Annotated in this window: 14 protein-coding genes, 1 pseudogene and 1 other annotated feature; of the genes and pseudogenes, 4 read left to right on the top strand and 11 right to left on the bottom strand. The window is 49.1% G+C overall.

All coding sequences use genetic code 11. The features are described from left to right. Positions 1-101: 101 nt before the first annotated feature. Positions 102-330 (bottom strand) — a binding site (T-box leader). 117 nt (positions 331-447) lie between these two features. From ACTHRH_RS24095 to ACTHRH_RS24085, 3 genes are read right to left on the bottom strand one after another with little or no spacing between them, the layout of a single operon-like run. Further along, on the bottom strand, positions 448-1,533 hold the full coding sequence (locus ACTHRH_RS24095; protein ID WP_440417979.1) for a glycosyl transferase: 1,086 nt from the start codon (positions 1,531-1,533) through the stop codon (positions 448-450). Then, entirely contained in the window at positions 1,517-2,668 is a 1,152-nt protein-coding gene (locus ACTHRH_RS24090; RefSeq protein ID WP_144933427.1) for a glycosyltransferase, read from the bottom strand. Before ACTHRH_RS24090 ends, ACTHRH_RS24095 begins: the two co-directional genes overlap by 17 nt. Next, entirely contained in the window at positions 2,665-3,705 is a 1,041-nt protein-coding gene (locus tag ACTHRH_RS24085) for a sugar phosphate nucleotidyltransferase (RefSeq protein WP_440417977.1), read from the bottom strand. The genes ACTHRH_RS24090 and ACTHRH_RS24085 overlap by 4 nt, the downstream gene beginning before the upstream one ends. Before the next feature lie 1,083 nt (positions 3,706-4,788). Between ACTHRH_RS24085 and ACTHRH_RS24080 the strand changes: the two genes are divergently transcribed. After that, on the top strand, positions 4,789-5,229 hold the full coding sequence (locus ACTHRH_RS24080) for a GNAT family N-acetyltransferase (protein ID WP_379291627.1): 441 nt from the start codon (positions 4,789-4,791) through the stop codon (positions 5,227-5,229). 306 nt (positions 5,230-5,535) lie between these two features. Next, positions 5,536-6,972, top strand: a complete 1,437-nt coding sequence (gene pdxR / locus ACTHRH_RS24075) for a MocR-like pyridoxine biosynthesis transcription factor PdxR (RefSeq protein ID WP_440417975.1) — start codon at positions 5,536-5,538, stop codon at positions 6,970-6,972. Positions 6,973-7,091: 119 nt separating this feature from the next. Here the strand turns inward: pdxR and ACTHRH_RS24070 are convergent, their stop codons facing one another. From ACTHRH_RS24070 to ACTHRH_RS24055, 4 genes are all read right to left on the bottom strand, one after another. Continuing rightward, positions 7,092-7,478, bottom strand: coding sequence for a VOC family protein (locus tag ACTHRH_RS24070; RefSeq protein ID WP_379291631.1), 387 nt, complete (start codon positions 7,476-7,478; stop codon positions 7,092-7,094). A 115-nt stretch (positions 7,479-7,593) separates the two neighbouring features. Next, a complete protein-coding gene (locus ACTHRH_RS24065) occupies positions 7,594-7,992 on the bottom strand; it encodes a FixH family protein (protein ID WP_144933422.1) in 399 nt (132 codons plus the stop codon). 25 nt (positions 7,993-8,017) lie between these two features. Then, a complete protein-coding gene (locus ACTHRH_RS24060) occupies positions 8,018-8,158 on the bottom strand; it encodes a hypothetical protein (RefSeq protein WP_186328200.1) in 141 nt (46 codons plus the stop codon). 47 nt (positions 8,159-8,205) lie between these two features. Continuing rightward, positions 8,206-8,472: a cytochrome o ubiquinol oxidase subunit IV gene (locus ACTHRH_RS24055; RefSeq protein WP_440417972.1), complete on the bottom strand. Its 267-nt coding sequence runs from the start codon at positions 8,470-8,472 to the stop codon at positions 8,206-8,208. 456 nt (positions 8,473-8,928) lie between these two features. Between ACTHRH_RS24055 and ACTHRH_RS24050 the strand changes: the two are divergent. Continuing rightward, positions 8,929-9,486, top strand: a pseudogene (locus tag ACTHRH_RS24050) (pyridoxal phosphate-dependent aminotransferase); the annotation flags it as partial. Positions 9,487-9,519: 33 nt separating this feature from the next. Here the strand turns inward: ACTHRH_RS24050 and ACTHRH_RS24045 are convergent. Further along, complete coding sequence (locus tag ACTHRH_RS24045; RefSeq protein ID WP_144933420.1) at positions 9,520-10,485, bottom strand: carbon-nitrogen hydrolase family protein; 966 nt, start codon at positions 10,483-10,485, stop codon at positions 9,520-9,522. A gap of 573 nt (positions 10,486-11,058) precedes the next feature. Here ACTHRH_RS24045 and ACTHRH_RS24040 point away from each other — a divergent pair. Then, entirely contained in the window at positions 11,059-11,676 is a 618-nt protein-coding gene (locus ACTHRH_RS24040) for a histidine phosphatase family protein (protein ID WP_144933419.1), read from the top strand. Between the two features lie 249 nt (positions 11,677-11,925). Here the strand turns inward: ACTHRH_RS24040 and ACTHRH_RS24035 are convergent, their stop codons facing one another. From ACTHRH_RS24035 to ACTHRH_RS24025, 3 genes are all read right to left on the bottom strand, one after another. After that, positions 11,926-12,375, bottom strand: coding sequence for a GlcG/HbpS family heme-binding protein (locus ACTHRH_RS24035; protein WP_144933418.1), 450 nt, complete (start codon positions 12,373-12,375; stop codon positions 11,926-11,928). A gap of 186 nt (positions 12,376-12,561) precedes the next feature. Beyond that, positions 12,562-13,797, bottom strand: coding sequence for an ROK family transcriptional regulator (locus ACTHRH_RS24030; RefSeq protein ID WP_379291640.1), 1,236 nt, complete (start codon positions 13,795-13,797; stop codon positions 12,562-12,564). Between the two features lie 12 nt (positions 13,798-13,809). Then, positions 13,810-14,988 (bottom strand): hypothetical protein, encoded by a 1,179-nt coding sequence (locus tag ACTHRH_RS24025; RefSeq protein ID WP_440417969.1) that lies wholly within the window; start codon positions 14,986-14,988, stop codon positions 13,810-13,812. Positions 14,989-15,011: the final 23 nt, after the last annotated feature.

The raw sequence follows: 15,011 nt of genomic DNA, 5'->3' as shown, positions 1-15,011 counted from the left end.
ATCCAAGCAGGAAACGACTGATATTGACGCCGATTCGCTCGCTTCTTAATGCTGTAGAACTTTTGACTGTCCAGAATCAACAAAAAAACCCCGTCTCAACGTATAGAGACGAGGTTAACCCGCGGTACCACTCTAATGCATTTCATGCGAAATGATCTCTTTCGATGGCCATCACCATCTATCCCTGTAACGGGGGAATTCCGTCATACCCTACATTATCGGGCAGCTGTTCATAGACGAGTTCAAAGTGATCGACGCTGCCGTTTCGCACCAACCAACGGCTCTCTGGAAGGCCATTTTACTCCTACTATTTCTAATCGCAACATTTGGAGTATTAATTTATTGGCTATTATAGGGGATTGGAATTTTTTTGTCAAACCTAAATTCACAAACTAAATTCACACAACCCTTTCACTCATAACTTTCCGGCACCTCTTCCTTCGGGATTCAAAATTTCGCTCTTGCGCAGCTTGCATGTTCCTTCGCCTCATCCCCGGAATGGGTTAATTTCATCATGATCGCTTCTGTCAACAGATAAGAAATGACCGCTTCCGCTCCCTGGTTATAATTGACTCCCCGTTCGCCAATCCCGTCGTAGCAGCCTCCTGTCTTCGGGTCCACCATAGCCGTGCGGGCGTCATTGTCACCGTGAAACCAGGCCCGGCATTTCGCGGCAGCATCGTAATATTGGGAGCGCCCCACGATCTCATAAGCTTTGGCCGCCGCCAGGCCAAGCTTCATGACATCGATCGGCTGCTGATCCCATTTCGCCCTCCCCTCGCGGGTACACCATCCCCGGTTCCCTATCGGGCGGATTTGTCCCCGTTCATTCGTCATAAGACGAATTAAGAAGTCCAGACTTTCGACCGCAACGTCAAGCCATTGCCGGTTCGGAGTAACCTCATATGCGCACAGCAGGCCCCATGGCAGCAGCCCGTTGCTATAGGTCGCCGCGGGCTCATACCAATGCCAATCCTCCCTTGCATGCCGCCGGTAATGGCTCACAAGTTTATTCGCCAGAGCTGCGACTTCGCTCTCGTAATCGACAGGATAACGATGCTTGGCCAGCAGACTGAATGATGCCAGCGCATACGCACAGCCGCGGGGAGAGTTCATACCGGCTATGTATTTCCGCGCTTGCCTCAGCATCGTCTCCGCAGCAATGAACCGGTTCGTATCCGGCAGGCGAACCATAAGCCGTGCGCAGGCCCACAGGCAGCGGCTTAGACAATCCTCTGACGGAGATTCGGCCTCTCGCGAGCGATCGTAAGCGAAATTATTGTGGAAATGGCCGTCTTCCGTCTGAGCCCACAGCATAAAGGACAAATACTTGTCGATGAGCGCATATATTCTTCCCGACTCTCTCTCGCTGACGATGTCCAGCCACTCCAGACAAACCCAAAGCGCTCTGGCCTGGTCATCGGTGCTGTATCCTTCTTGTCTCCGGGGAACGATACCGCAAGCATGCTCCATAATTCCGGTATCATCTGTTAACCGGAAGAGATGCTTAAGCGCGTCAACGGACGTACTCAAGAGCCCTCACCTCGGAAAACAGCTCGGCATGGCGCCTGCCGACTTCCGGCCAATGCATATTTTGACCAATGAAACCGATCTTCCGGCTCCATTTCTCCAGCTCTGCATCGTCCGCCAGAAGCTCGGTTATTTTGTTAATCCAGGCGTCCGAATCCCCGGGATCCAGCAGAAGCTCCGGATAATCTGCCAGCAAATCGGTCGCATAAGAATAGGGAGACGAGACAACCGGTCTGCCCAGCCCGACCGCATAAGCCAATGTACCGCTCGTAATTTGCTGCAGTCCCGGATAAGGCGTGACATAGATATCACAAGCCGTCAGATGCTTAACCAATTCGGGCTCATCCATATAGCGATCGATCATGATGACGTGCTGCTCGAGCCCGAGCTCCTCTATCCGCCCCCGTAACTGCTCCCGGTACCGTTCACCCTCCTGCCGCTTTACCTCCGGATGGGTTTGCCCGACAATGGCATACAGCGCTTGGGGAACCCTCTTCACGATCTCCGGCAGAATTTCTATGATCCATTCCAGCCCTTTGCCCCGGCTCAGCAATCCGAAGGTCATCAGTACCTTGCGGTCGCTCCAGTTCAATGTGCTGCGCCACTCCTGCCTTAATTCCGGATTCGGCTCGGGTGTGCCGTGCGGGATGAATACGATCTTGCTGCGGGGCACCCCGAACGCTTCATGTAAATAATCAATGGCTTTACGGTTCATGACCACGATTTTATCGCTTCGCTCCGCAATTTCCTTCTGTATCGAATCATAAGGCGGGCGGGGATGCTCGAACACCGTATGGAAGGTGGTCACCAGCGGCTTCTCCAGTTGCCTCACGAAATTCAATACATAAGCCCCGGCCTCTCCTCCGAATATGCCAAATTCATGCTGCAGCGAGACGACGTCAATGCCGGAACGGTTTATTCTTCTCGCCATTTTTGCGTAGTCTTCCAGCCGGTCGCGGCGCAGCGGCCACAAGATCGCATCCTCATGCCATTCGCCGGCAGGCTGGACGGGAACGACAACCGGGTCCCGATCCTGTCTCCCTTTCGCTTCGTTAACTGCCTGTCTTAAATGAAAGGTAAAGGTGGCCAAACCGCATTTTTGCGGCACATAAGTACTGACATAGGCGACTCGGGTCAAGACTGCAGCACCTCCATTCGGCTCATGACGGCTTCATGCAAAATATGCTCCGATCCGATTTCCAGATCATACCCGAATATGCAGTTGTTCAGGACGACTTCGTTATGGGTCAGGCAGCGGTGCCACATGATCGTTTCCGCGCAGCGAACATTTCTTCCGATGATGCAGTCATCTCCAATGACACTGAACGGCCCGATTATCGCTCGCTCCCCAATGTTTACGCGGTCGCCGATCAACACAGGCGGAATCAATAGAACGCTGGACGGAATGCTGCAGCTGCTTCCAATCCAGATGCCGTTTCCTCTCTGCTCCCCCGGAAGCGGCAGCGTATATACCCGATTTAACAAATCCCAGTGAATTTGCCGATAGCGCTCTTTCGTCCCCATATCCATCCAGTAGCCGTCCACCACTTTGCCGTAAATGCCCAACTGCTTTTCAATAAGTAAAGGGAACGTTTCCCGTTCAATGGACACTTCCCGGTTTGCCGGAATATGCTGCAGCGCCTTTTTGTCCATGACATAAATTCCCGCATTGATCCTGCAGGAAGGCGCTTCTTCCCGTGCCGGTTTTTCCACAAAACGGACAATGCGGCCGTCACCGTCCTGTTCAACGACGCCATAAGAGGTCGGATCGTCTACTTCGGTTAATCCGATCGTTACGGCCCCGCCGTGCCGTTTATGGTACGACAGCAGCGATTGCAAATCTATGTCATGGACAATATCCGCATTGATCACTAAAAACGTGTCGTGCAGCAGAGGCTCTGCGTTTTTGATCGCTCCGGCCGTGCCCAACGGCGATGACTCCGCCGCATATTGAATGGTGACGCCCCATTTCTCCCCTGTGCCAAAATAGTCTTGGATAACCTCCGAATAATGCTTGACGGCCATAACAATCTCCCGGATGTTTTGTTCCCGCAAATGAATGACCAGACGCTCCAGCCATGGGCTGTTGCCCACCAGAGCCATCGGTTTAGGCAAGCTTTCCGTTAACGGTCTCAGCCGAGTACCCAGTCCTCCCGCTAGCAGAAGTGCATTCATCTGTGAACCACCCTCCTGAAAAATAAAAAAGAAGTTTTGAAAAGCCAGGGATCCTCACGCCATAGGGCCAAAAAAACTCCGTAATACGCGGTCCCTTGAAAGCAACAACGTATTGCGCAATTTGATTGTGAACAGGTTGCAGATAACGTGCCTTTGCAGCTTGTTCAGAAAAAATCAATGGTTTTTTAAAAGCTTCTTCCTATTTTCAGATATGAAATTGTTCTAATGCTGCCGGCTTCGCTGATTACGAAGCATTCCGGAGCCGCGTTCTCGGCCATAACCCGGCGGATTTTTTCAGACCTCGGATAATGGTTCTACGCAATCTCCTCATTGTTATTTTCTCTCCTTTCACTTTTGGCGTTTTAGCACTCAATTTAGTGGAGTGCTAACAATTTTATATTAATATATCCGCCCGCTGCTTTCAAGACCTGATCCACTTTTGTTAAAAGCATGATGACGACCGTTAACATTTCAGGTTTCGACGAACCTTGCCCATATGCGGGTACCGCGCGCGATACAAATTGTAACGGATATGAAAGACTGTCGATTCATTGTGGGAAAGACGTTCAACGGGATGTTTTACTAGTGAAAAGTCCAGCAACGAGATCGTAACGGACCTGGTGTCTCCGGATTTACCGCTCCCGAGTTTCGTACATGATGCTGGTAATCAGAACAGCCGGGGAACCGTCGGGACGGCCCGTCCTGACGAATGGAAACAACTCTTCATTCACGGCTCCATATGGAGAATCGTTGCCGTACAAGAGGAGGATTGAATTGTAATCGCGAATCCGTTCCTCAAGATCAGCGGGCGCCTTTTCCGCGAACGCTTTATTATAAGTGACCGGGAAGAAATCGTCGGCGGACTTTTTACCCGAATTTGTGGTAAGCAGTGAAAGGAATACCCATGTTTCGCAAAATGGATATGTAGACTGAAAATCGGAACTATTGATATACTAGGGGAAAATTTTAAATGAAAAGAGCGAAAAATATGAAATTATATACGGACTGGAGATACACGATTACCATCTTCAATTAGACCTGGAAAGGAGCGTGATAACCAAGCAAAGAAAAGGAGAGACTTTTATGCACAATAGAAAAGCAACAACCAACGACTATGCCGCGATTTTAAATCTGTGGGAACAATCTGTAGCGGCCACTCATCATTTTGTAAGTTTCAACGATATACAGGATATGAAGATAGAAATTCCTTCGTATTTTCCTCATCTCGATGTACGGCTATGGTACGCCGAAAGCTCTTTAATAGGATTTTCAGCCACAAACGGATATCACTTGGAGATGTTGTTTCTGGATCCCGGCCAAATCGGCAAAGGATACGGAAAACAAATCATCCGGTCATTAATTCATGATTATGGCGTGACGTCCGTTGATGTAAACAAGCAAAACGAGAATGCCGTCATGTTCTACTTGAAAAGCGGCTTTTCGATGGTCAGCGAGGATGCGACGGACAGTGCAGGCCGTCCTTATCCGATATTGCATTTGCAATATAGCGGGAAGCAGAAGTAAGTCTTCTGCTTTTTTTACTTGTCGGGGGTCCAAGCAACAAAGAGGCTCCGAAGGCCGTTCACAGCACGACCGTTACTCCCCGGCCCTGCTTAAACTCGCGGAATAACGGTAATCGAGACTTCGGGACTTAACTGCCGAGTACACCATCCAATTTGTCAGCCCAATCACCCTCCATGTTCAACGGATTGAAATAGATTCGTCATTTTTTTGATAAAAAGAATGGCCTATGATTTACAAGCCAATGTTATGATGAAAATAATCCTATGACGCAATCCATTCCATTACATCATGCAGGAGGTGACCAAGATGCGGAAGCCCGATCGTCTCAGCAGCCAACCTCTGTATCAACAAATTGCGGATGACATCGAACGGAGAATTTCATACGGGGAATTTCCGCCGGGCAGCCTGCTACCGTCCGAACGAAAACTGGCCGAACAATTGGGAGTGAATCGAAGCACGGTCATTCTTGCGTATGCGGAGCTTCGCTCGTTAGGGATCATCGAAAGCCGTACGGGAAGCGGAACCCGGGTCAGCAAGTATAAATGGGGAGCCATGCCGAAGCATACCCCCAACTGGCACCGGTACGTTGAAGGCGGCAGCTTCCTGCCTAATCTGCCTTTTTTGCGCCGAATTCGGGAAGCGTTGCAGAAAGACAAAGCGCTGATTGATTTTGCCAGCGGCGAACTGGGTGCGGACCTCTCTCCCGTGAAAGAGATCAATACTCTTCTTGACGAGAATCACTATACGGGATATCTCGGATATGACAATCCGCAAGGATTTGTTCCGCTTAGGGAAACAATTGTCTCGTATTTAAAACAATATCGGGGCATTCAAACGACGGAATCGTCGATCCTCATCACATCCGGCTCCCAGCAATCCTTGTATTTAATTACCCAGTGTTTGCTGACCCCCGGAGATGCGGTCGCCATTGAAGATCCTTCTTACTGCTACTCGCTGCCCATGTTTCAATCGGCAGGCTTGCGATTGTTCCGTCTCCCCGTTGACTCTAAAGGAATCCGTCCCGAAGACGTCCGCTCTTTATATAAAAAACACCGCATCAAGATGGTTTTCATCAATCCGAATTACCAGAATCCGACCGGCGTCGTCCTTGATGCCAAACGCCGGACCGAACTGCTTGACGTTGCGAGCGAGCTGGGCCTCCCGATTGTGGAGGACGATCCCTTCAGCCTGACGGCCTACGACGGAACGCCGCCGACACCGCTGAAATCGATGGATGCCATCGGCTCGGTCCTCTACATCGGCTCTTTCTCCAAAATGGCCGCATCCGGGCTGCGGGTGGGCTGGATGGTCGCTCCTCATTCCGTGGTCGAGCGGCTTGCCGATGCCAGACAGCAGATGGATTTCGGGCTTAGCGTTGTCCCCCAGCAGGTTGCTGCCCAGTTCTTGAAGTCCAAGTATATCCGGCCGCATTTGGAACGTTTGCGAACGAATCTGCTTTATAAGAGGGATTTATTGATAGAAGCGCTTCAGAAAGAACTGCCGGACCTGGTCCGCTTCTCGATTCCGCAGGGAGGCTTGCATCTGTGGTGCAGAATTATCCCCGAGGTGAACGATAGCAAGCTGTTGGAGGAGGCTATCCGCCATGGAGTCATCTTTGTGCCCGGCAGCGTCTACGGTTCGGATTCGGGCTATGTGCGATTCACATTTGCTAGACCGAAGCCGGATGAAATCGTTCCGGGCATTTCCAAATTCGCCTCAGCACTTCGGACCATTCTTGGTTAATACGGTAAAAAAGCCCCTAAAGGAGCCATTTCGAAATCGACCTATAAAGGGATCAAGAATCCGTTTGCAGATTCTTGATCCCTTGTATCACTCAAGCGGATTCCTTGCCCGGCAGCCAATTACTCCTCAAGATACCGGGAGATTTCGATTAAATTTTGATCCGGGTCCCGAACATATACGGACACAATCGGGCCGAGCGCCCCGGTCCTTCTGACCGGTCCCTCCTCAATCTCCACATCATTATTTCCAAGATGATTTATAAGCTGCCCCATAGTCATCCCATCGAAAATAAAACACAGATCTGCCGATCCGGGCATAGGATGTTTCGCTTTCGGTTCAAATTCTTTGCCGGCCTCATGCAAATTGATTTTTTGCTGGCCGAATCGCAGTGCTTTTCTTCCTGAACCGAACGTTTCTTCCTCCATCCCGAGAATACGCGTATAAAACCGGATGGTCTTTTCCATATCGGTTACGGTCAGAACAAGGTGATCGAGTCTTTGGATCATCCTTTCGCCCCTCCTTGTTATACCATTCTATATCAAAGCAGAGCAGGCTTGCCTTCAAAACAACCACTCCACTCCCAAAATAAAGATATCTTACATTCATTCAAGGCGAGCCAAATTAACTCGCTATTACTTTCCCCACAACCAGTTCTTTTCTCGGCATGGCCTGCATATCTCCGGCCGTAACGTGAGCAACTACATAGTAGATGCCGTCTTCCGGGAACATCGTTTTGATTCGATAAGTTCCATCTTGCCAATGCTTCGCGGTGACCGTCTCATGTTTTGCTTGATCCTTCTTCCAAATTTCAAACTTGACTTCCTGGGCATCTGTCACCTTTTCCGCGCCCTGAGTAACAGATGCGTCAATAAGAATGGCCCGTCCCGGCTGCAGAGTGTCCTGAACCGTCTTTATTTCGACCTGAAGCGGCCCGGAATCTTCGGCAATATCGCTATTTGTGCAGGCTGCGGTGAATAAGATAAACATAAGACCAATCAGCAGCAAACTAGTTTTTTTCATAAACGATCCCTCCAAATTTTTATTATTAAAATGAACTACCGGCGGTGTCCAAGATCAGGATGAGCAAGACGAAGTTCCGGGAAGCCAACCAATACCGGCCAAAGGCGGTAACGAGATTCAATTGAAGGATTCGCGGCTTGGTCAATTGAATCCAATCTTTGATCATCACCTCCTTCCTCCTGTCAGAAGCCGATAAACTTGCGGAAGACCGGCTCATGTTGCCACCATATTAAACATCATGATCCACATGGAGCCGATAACGATAAGAAGTAAAATGAACAGACCAAGAATCAGGGTCACCAGGTTGTAACGAGGCTTTTTTTCCTCCCGCAGATGCATGAAATAAATCAGTTGAACGACGAACTGCAGCACGGCTGCCGTCATCAGAACGATTGTGTTCGCCATCCCCTCCAGCCTGCCGTATACGACGACTGCAACGGGAATGATCGTCAAAATAATGGAGAAACCTGTATCCCCCAAATATAGAAATCCTGGACCAGGAAGCCAACCGGCGGAGTGCTTTGGGGGTCTTCATTTCTTTCTCATCTCCTATCGAATTGCGGGTATATCATCACGCCTTACTTTAAGGGTGAATGTGATATCTGTCACCAACCGATACCGAAGTCAATGAACCGACCATGTTCAATAAAATGAAACAAAATAGGCAATATTTACCCATTGACGAATCTCCTTTCCATAAAAAAAGCACCCAACGGAGCCATATAAACTTTCTGTGGAAAAGAAAATGCCCCCCATAGAAAATGAAGAGCTCAACCTTAGTGCATTGCCGAACAAGATAACGGCAGGCAAGATGGATTTATGGGCACTGGACTGGTCCAAAGACAAGGAATTGGATGGTTACTAAACCTGGAAGAAGATTTACATTTGAAATGAATGGACTAGTCGAGGAATATTAATACTGCGAGGAGATTGCTTATGTCTGAAAACATGAAAGTGACAGCAAGGAAGACGATACAAAATATCCGCCCTTATACTCCGGGAAAGCCGATTTGGGAGCTTCAGATCGAGCTTGGCTTATTGCAAGTCATTAAATTGGCCTCTAACGAAAACCCATTAGGACCTTCTCCTAAAGCATTGGAAGCCATACAAGGCTCGTTAGCGGACATTCATCGTTATCCGGATGCAGGTTCGTTGAAATTGAAGCAGGTGATTGCCTCCAAACTGGACATGAGACCGGAGCAGCTCATCCTTACAAACGGCGGGGATGAACTGATTACACTCATCTCCGAGACATTCCTGGAACCTGGCGATGAAATCATCGTAATCTCCCCTTCATTCAGCGAGTATGAATTCGGGGCGTATCTTATGGGGGCGAGCGTCATTTCCGTACCGCTCGGGGAACAATACACCTTCGATTTGGATGCGATTATCGAAGCGGTGACAGAACGAACCAAAATGATTTGTCTCTGTTCTCCCAATAACCCTACCGGCACCTATCTGCCGAAATCGGTCCTGCATCACCTAATACAGACAACAAAAAAACACGACCCAAGATCGTGTCTCATTTTAAACCAATGTATTCATGTCTGTAGTTCTTACAATTTCCTGTTTTTTATCGTTAACGATCAATTGAAATACATCCGGCCGGCTGTAATGACCGGCAACATCAAAATCATACCGGCTTTGGGTAACCCGGGTAAGATCCAGATCGGCCACCAGAATGCCTTCCTGGTTATAGAGCGGCTCGACGACATATTCGCCAAGCGGTCCTATGATGGCGCTTCCTCCTCTGCATAGAATATCCTCGTCTTCCCTAATATCTTCATAGCAAGCCAAATCGGCAGGATAAGAGGCCTTGGTTGCAAACTGATTGCAGGAAATGACATAGCAGCGGCCTTCACAGGCGATATGCCGCATCGTCGCTTGCCACGTATCCCGGGCATCCGCCGTCGGAGCAACATAAATGTCTATGCCTTGTACATACATGGCCATTCGGGCAAGCGGCATGTAATTTTCCCAGCAGATCAAACCGCCGATTCTTCCCGCGGGAGTATCGATAACCGTAAGCGTACTGCCGTCCCCTTGTCCCCACAAGAGTCGTTCGGAACCGGTCGGAACAAGCTTGCGGTGTTTCCCCATTAGACGCCCGTCCGGCCCGATGTATACCATTGAGTTATATAGCGTTCCGGTGCTGAATTCCTGATCCCGCTCCACAACGCCAATGATTAGATAAACTCCCAGCTCCTTGGCCCATTCGCCAATAGTTTCGATTTCGGCACCCGGGATCTCGATTGCGTTCGCCCAATAGCGTCCCCAGTCTGTTCTCCCGCCGTCATTGCGGCTTCCGACTCGCGTACCGAAGCTTAATCCCCGCGGATAACCCGGAAGAAACACCTCCGGAAAAACAATCAATTCGGCCCCTTGGCCGGCCGCCTCTCTCGTCATGGCTGCAATCTTGTCCATGGCCGATTGTTTATCGAACAGGATAGGCGCGGACTGAACAACGGCTGCCTTAATATTACGATTTCTCATCGACCATTCCTCGCAAAGTTAGATTTATTTGGGAGATTTACGATCTTCTCCAATAGACGGTTGAAGCTCTTTTTTGAATGCTATTCATCATCTTCCCATTTTTTGGAGTAGGCCTTCCTCGTTATCCAGAAAGTGATATAGCAGACGATAAAAGTGACTACGGCCGATATAATCCACACACCCGCTGGCACTTCCATTGAAATCCCCCCTAAACTTAGTAGCAGTACTAGAATTCCTAATCATCAGTCTATATATAATTCGGATGTTCTAAATGAACAGTCCCTTTTATCTTACCCCCAGCTCAACTCCAATATAGCAGCTATGAATCCGTTAGTAACCATCCATTTCCATCTATTGTGCGCCAACCACTTCGCGGTTAAAGCGGATTGTTCCTATTGCTATCCAATTGGGTGGTTACTTTTTGCAGGAAATGCATTACATTCATAAAAATGAATATGTTGAACTCAATAATATAGGGGAAATGGAGGGCCAAGAAGGGGACTAACCTGATAAAAGTAGACATGGGAAAATGATTCATAGTTTCAATCGCACATCGATCGGAGGCTTTCCACAATGAAAACAACTCTGTACTTAACCCGTCACGGTCAAACGGAATGGAATTTGCAGAAGAAAATGCAAGGGCATAAAGATTCCCCTCTAACCGAATACGGTATTCAGCAAGCCGGATGGCTAAAGGAACGTTTGGAGAATATCCATTTGGATGCGATCTATTCCAGTACCAGTCCAAGGGCGCTAAACACAGCCCGAATTCTCCTGGGAAACCGCTCATTGGATATTTTGGAGGATGATTCACTTAAGGAAATTAACATGGGGCTGTGGGAAGGCCGACAGATAGAACACATTCAGCAGCAATATCCCCTTCAATATGATCAATTTTTCAATGAGCCGCATGTATACAGGCCCGCAGGTCATGGAGAAACTTATACAGAATTACTGGAAAGAACACTCCCCGTCATCGAAAATATTCTGACAGAGCATAAAGGCGAGCAGGTGCTTATTGTTACTCACCGAATTACTTTGAAAGCGGTCATGAGTCATTTTTTGCATAAAAAGCTTCATGAAATAGCAAGCATGCCCGACATCTATCCTACTGCATTATGTAAGATTACAATGGATGACGGCAGACCGATAGTAGATCTGTACGGGGACATCTCTCATTACCGAGAATAAATGAAAAGGCTGTCTCACCCTTCAGGGCGTTCTGTAGCAAACCTTAATGCGGCTTTTTTACGAAAATAGGATGCAAGTTTCTCCGAAATTTCCGCTATGACAGCGTTGGGCAACCAGGCGAATGTTCAAGGAGTTCAAAGTCGAAAGCTCCCCTGCTAATCGTATCATCCTCTTGGTTGCCCTCCGGCGGAAAATCTAAGGATTACCAGTCGGTCATGACCGTCATGCTGAAACGTCCATTGCCCCCGATTAACTGTATGACTGCTGCAAGGACCCAATACGAGCGTTGACCTTCCCCTCGAAGGCTTGAACCGCCGCGTTGGCAATTTCGATGTCTTGGGCGCTGGTCCCTCCGCTTACGCCAATACCGCCAACAATATGTCCGTTACTGACTAATGGAATGCCTCCTCCCAGGATAACAATTCTGCCAAAGTTCGTGGTATTTATACCAAACGTAGGGCCACCCGGCTGAGCGGTTTGCGCCAAATTTGCCGTCGGCATTTGCATGCTTACACTCGTCCAAGCCTTATTCTTCGAAATTTCGATTCCCGCAATTCGAGCATTATCCATACGCTGAAAAGCAACCAGGTTCCCACCGTCATCCACAATCGCTATATTGCTGGAGAGTCCCATCTGGCGGGATTTTTGTTCGGCGGCTGCCAGTAATCTCTTCGCGGTCTCTAAAGTAAGCTTTACCAAGCTTTTACCCCCCTTCCCCATACTGCTACAACATATGACACTGACCCAGAATCGGTGAATCATGGTTATGCCCGGACCCCGTCGCAGCACAAACAGGCGGGTTTACGTAACCACGCAAACCCGCCTGAATTAATCGCTGTATTTTCAAAAAAATGAAGGGGCCCCTTCCTCTTTGTCTATCATCGCTCACGCACTGTGAAACATTAATTCCTTCTTCAAAAAATGCTTATCCAGAATTAATGAGGCCATTCCGTAAACCGATGATTTATTGCCCAAGGCGGCTCCAACAATTTCTATATCCGCAGTCGGTGAATCCATAATTTCCTTAAGCTTGTCCGTAATATAAGGAAGCACGAAAGGCTTGGCAAACAATAAATTTCCGCCAATGATAATCATCTTCGGATTGATCAGGTAAATTAAATTGCTTAAGCCGATGGACAGATCGTCAAGCAAGCTGGTCAGCATTTCTCTGCAAAATTCATCCCCCTCCATCGCCAGATTATACACTTCGCGGATATTGCATTGATCCAGCACAGGATTGTAGATTTTGGGGGGCAGCGGAAACCCGTTCTGGGCAGCCTCATTGATTTTATTAATGAACGCCAGCTCCGTTGCATACAAGCGCAGACAGCCTTTCTTGCCGCATATGCATTTGGGGCCGTATTTATTAATGGACATGTGCCCGATTTCTCCGGCCCCGCCATATTCTCCACGAATCAGTTCGTTATTGACGATGACCGAGGATCCGATCCCCCTGCCCACCGTCACATAGATTAGGTTGTTAACATCCTTGGCCGGACCGATCGCCCGCTCCCCGAGAATGGCTGCATGCTGTTCCTGCTCCACAACGAGAAACAAGGACGGGAACGCTTTGCGCATCTCTTCCTCAAACGGATAATCTTCCAGTTCCAACAAGTGTCCTCTATATACGACGCCTGCCCGGTCCAATACCGTAGGCATGGAAAACCCGAGGCCGATAATATTTTTGTCGGCATGCTTCTGAAGGAAGCTGTGGACGCAAGCTTTGATCGTTTCGACTAACTCCGCGCCTTTTTCCTTGACCTCTATTTCCTGCTCGTCCACCATCGTCAGATGCAGATCGAACAGGCAGACCTGCAGCGTAATATGAAAAGCTTCCGTGACGACAGCAAGAGTAGCCATATATCCGCCGGCTGCGTTTATGGTGAGCAATGTTGGGCGCCGGCCTCCCGCCTTGGTCGAATTGCCCGTTCCGACCTCGACAATGTAGCCTTCTTTCTCCAAGGCATCCACCACGTTGGAGACGGTGCTTTGACTCAATTTTGTTTTTTTGGCTATATCGATTCGAGATATCGTCTTAAAATGATGTATAGTATTCAAGACCAGCGTTCTGTTTAAAGTTTGCAGAAACCTCTGGTCACCCGCTTTGGCAAATTTGACCATGTGTCCTCCTCTTTATTCGAGGCTTATCCCAAGCCGCTCGACTATTTCTCTGGACGCCAAGCCGTAATTATAGAAAAACAAATCGTTAACCCCCGCTTTGGCATAAGCGTTCAAATAGCCGTCCAGATGTTCCGGGGCCGTGATTTCAGGCTCGATCATTCTGACGCCTGCCGCCAGCTTATGCCGCGGGACGGATTGCAGGGCTCTGTCCACGAACGGTACCGTATCCTCAGCGGAAGACGGATAGCAGGCTACCCATTGATCTATATACCGGTCGAGCCTTCGTGGATTCATGCCATACAGTCCCGGCTCGGCTCCATAGGCCATCCACAGGGTGCTAAGCATCTGCAGAGGCTTCCCGGAGCCGTCAACGATACTGCGGCACTGTGCGAAAACAGCGTCCACCGTGTCTTCCCTCATTTGAATGAATTGCATATATTGAGGGAGAGACGTCGCAGTTACGGGCTCCCGGCTGTTGGCCACCGTTTCCGCCGCATGTGCGATTTCCTGCCGGAACCGGTCCGCATCTATTCCTGCAGCCCGGGCATTGGCCATGCATTGATTACAGAAACAAAGCCCCAGCAGCCGTTCAAGCTCATCCTTGCGGGCAGAGCAGATCAACTCATGATGGTCGCCATGAAGCATACCGGGATAATCGAATGATTCCAGCACAAAGCCGTCTAAATCATAGCCTTCGGCCAAATCCGAAAGGATTGCCTTCACATACTGCTGCGTTTCCTTGTGCGCCGGACATAAGGCATGCCGGTAAGACTCCCCGAACGCATTGCGAACCGTAAATTCAGGGAAGGCCTCTCCGAGATATGAATTGTGGAAGCCTACAACCCATGCGTAAACTTCCATCTGAAGTGCTTTGGCGTGATGACATATCAATGTCAATAAGTCGCCGGATGTACCCGTTCCTCGCGACGCGCTGCGGTGCTGCTCGAATGCTTCCCCCGCCCGGGGCAGGAGCTGCCCATATTTGGTAGTATTTACATTATAGTATACGGAACTGTAAGGGTGATAGTATATTTTTCTATGCGGATTATGGGGCAGCAAAAACTTTCCGGAATGATAGGCGGCCGTCACCGCAATGCCGGTTACACCCATTTCCTTCAACTTGTTCAGTACAGGCTCGATCCCTTCATCCAGCAAGTCCCATGCATATATGAAAATGGTTCTTTTGTTCAAAACGATTCCCTCCGCCATGTTGG

The organism is Paenibacillus sp. SAFN-117, assembly GCF_051966115.1.
Lineage (GTDB): Bacteria > Bacillota > Bacilli > Paenibacillales > NBRC-103111 > Paenibacillus_L > Paenibacillus_L residui.
The sequence above is the reverse complement of the archived record's forward strand: the minus strand, read 5'-3'. Positions and strand labels throughout refer to the sequence as shown.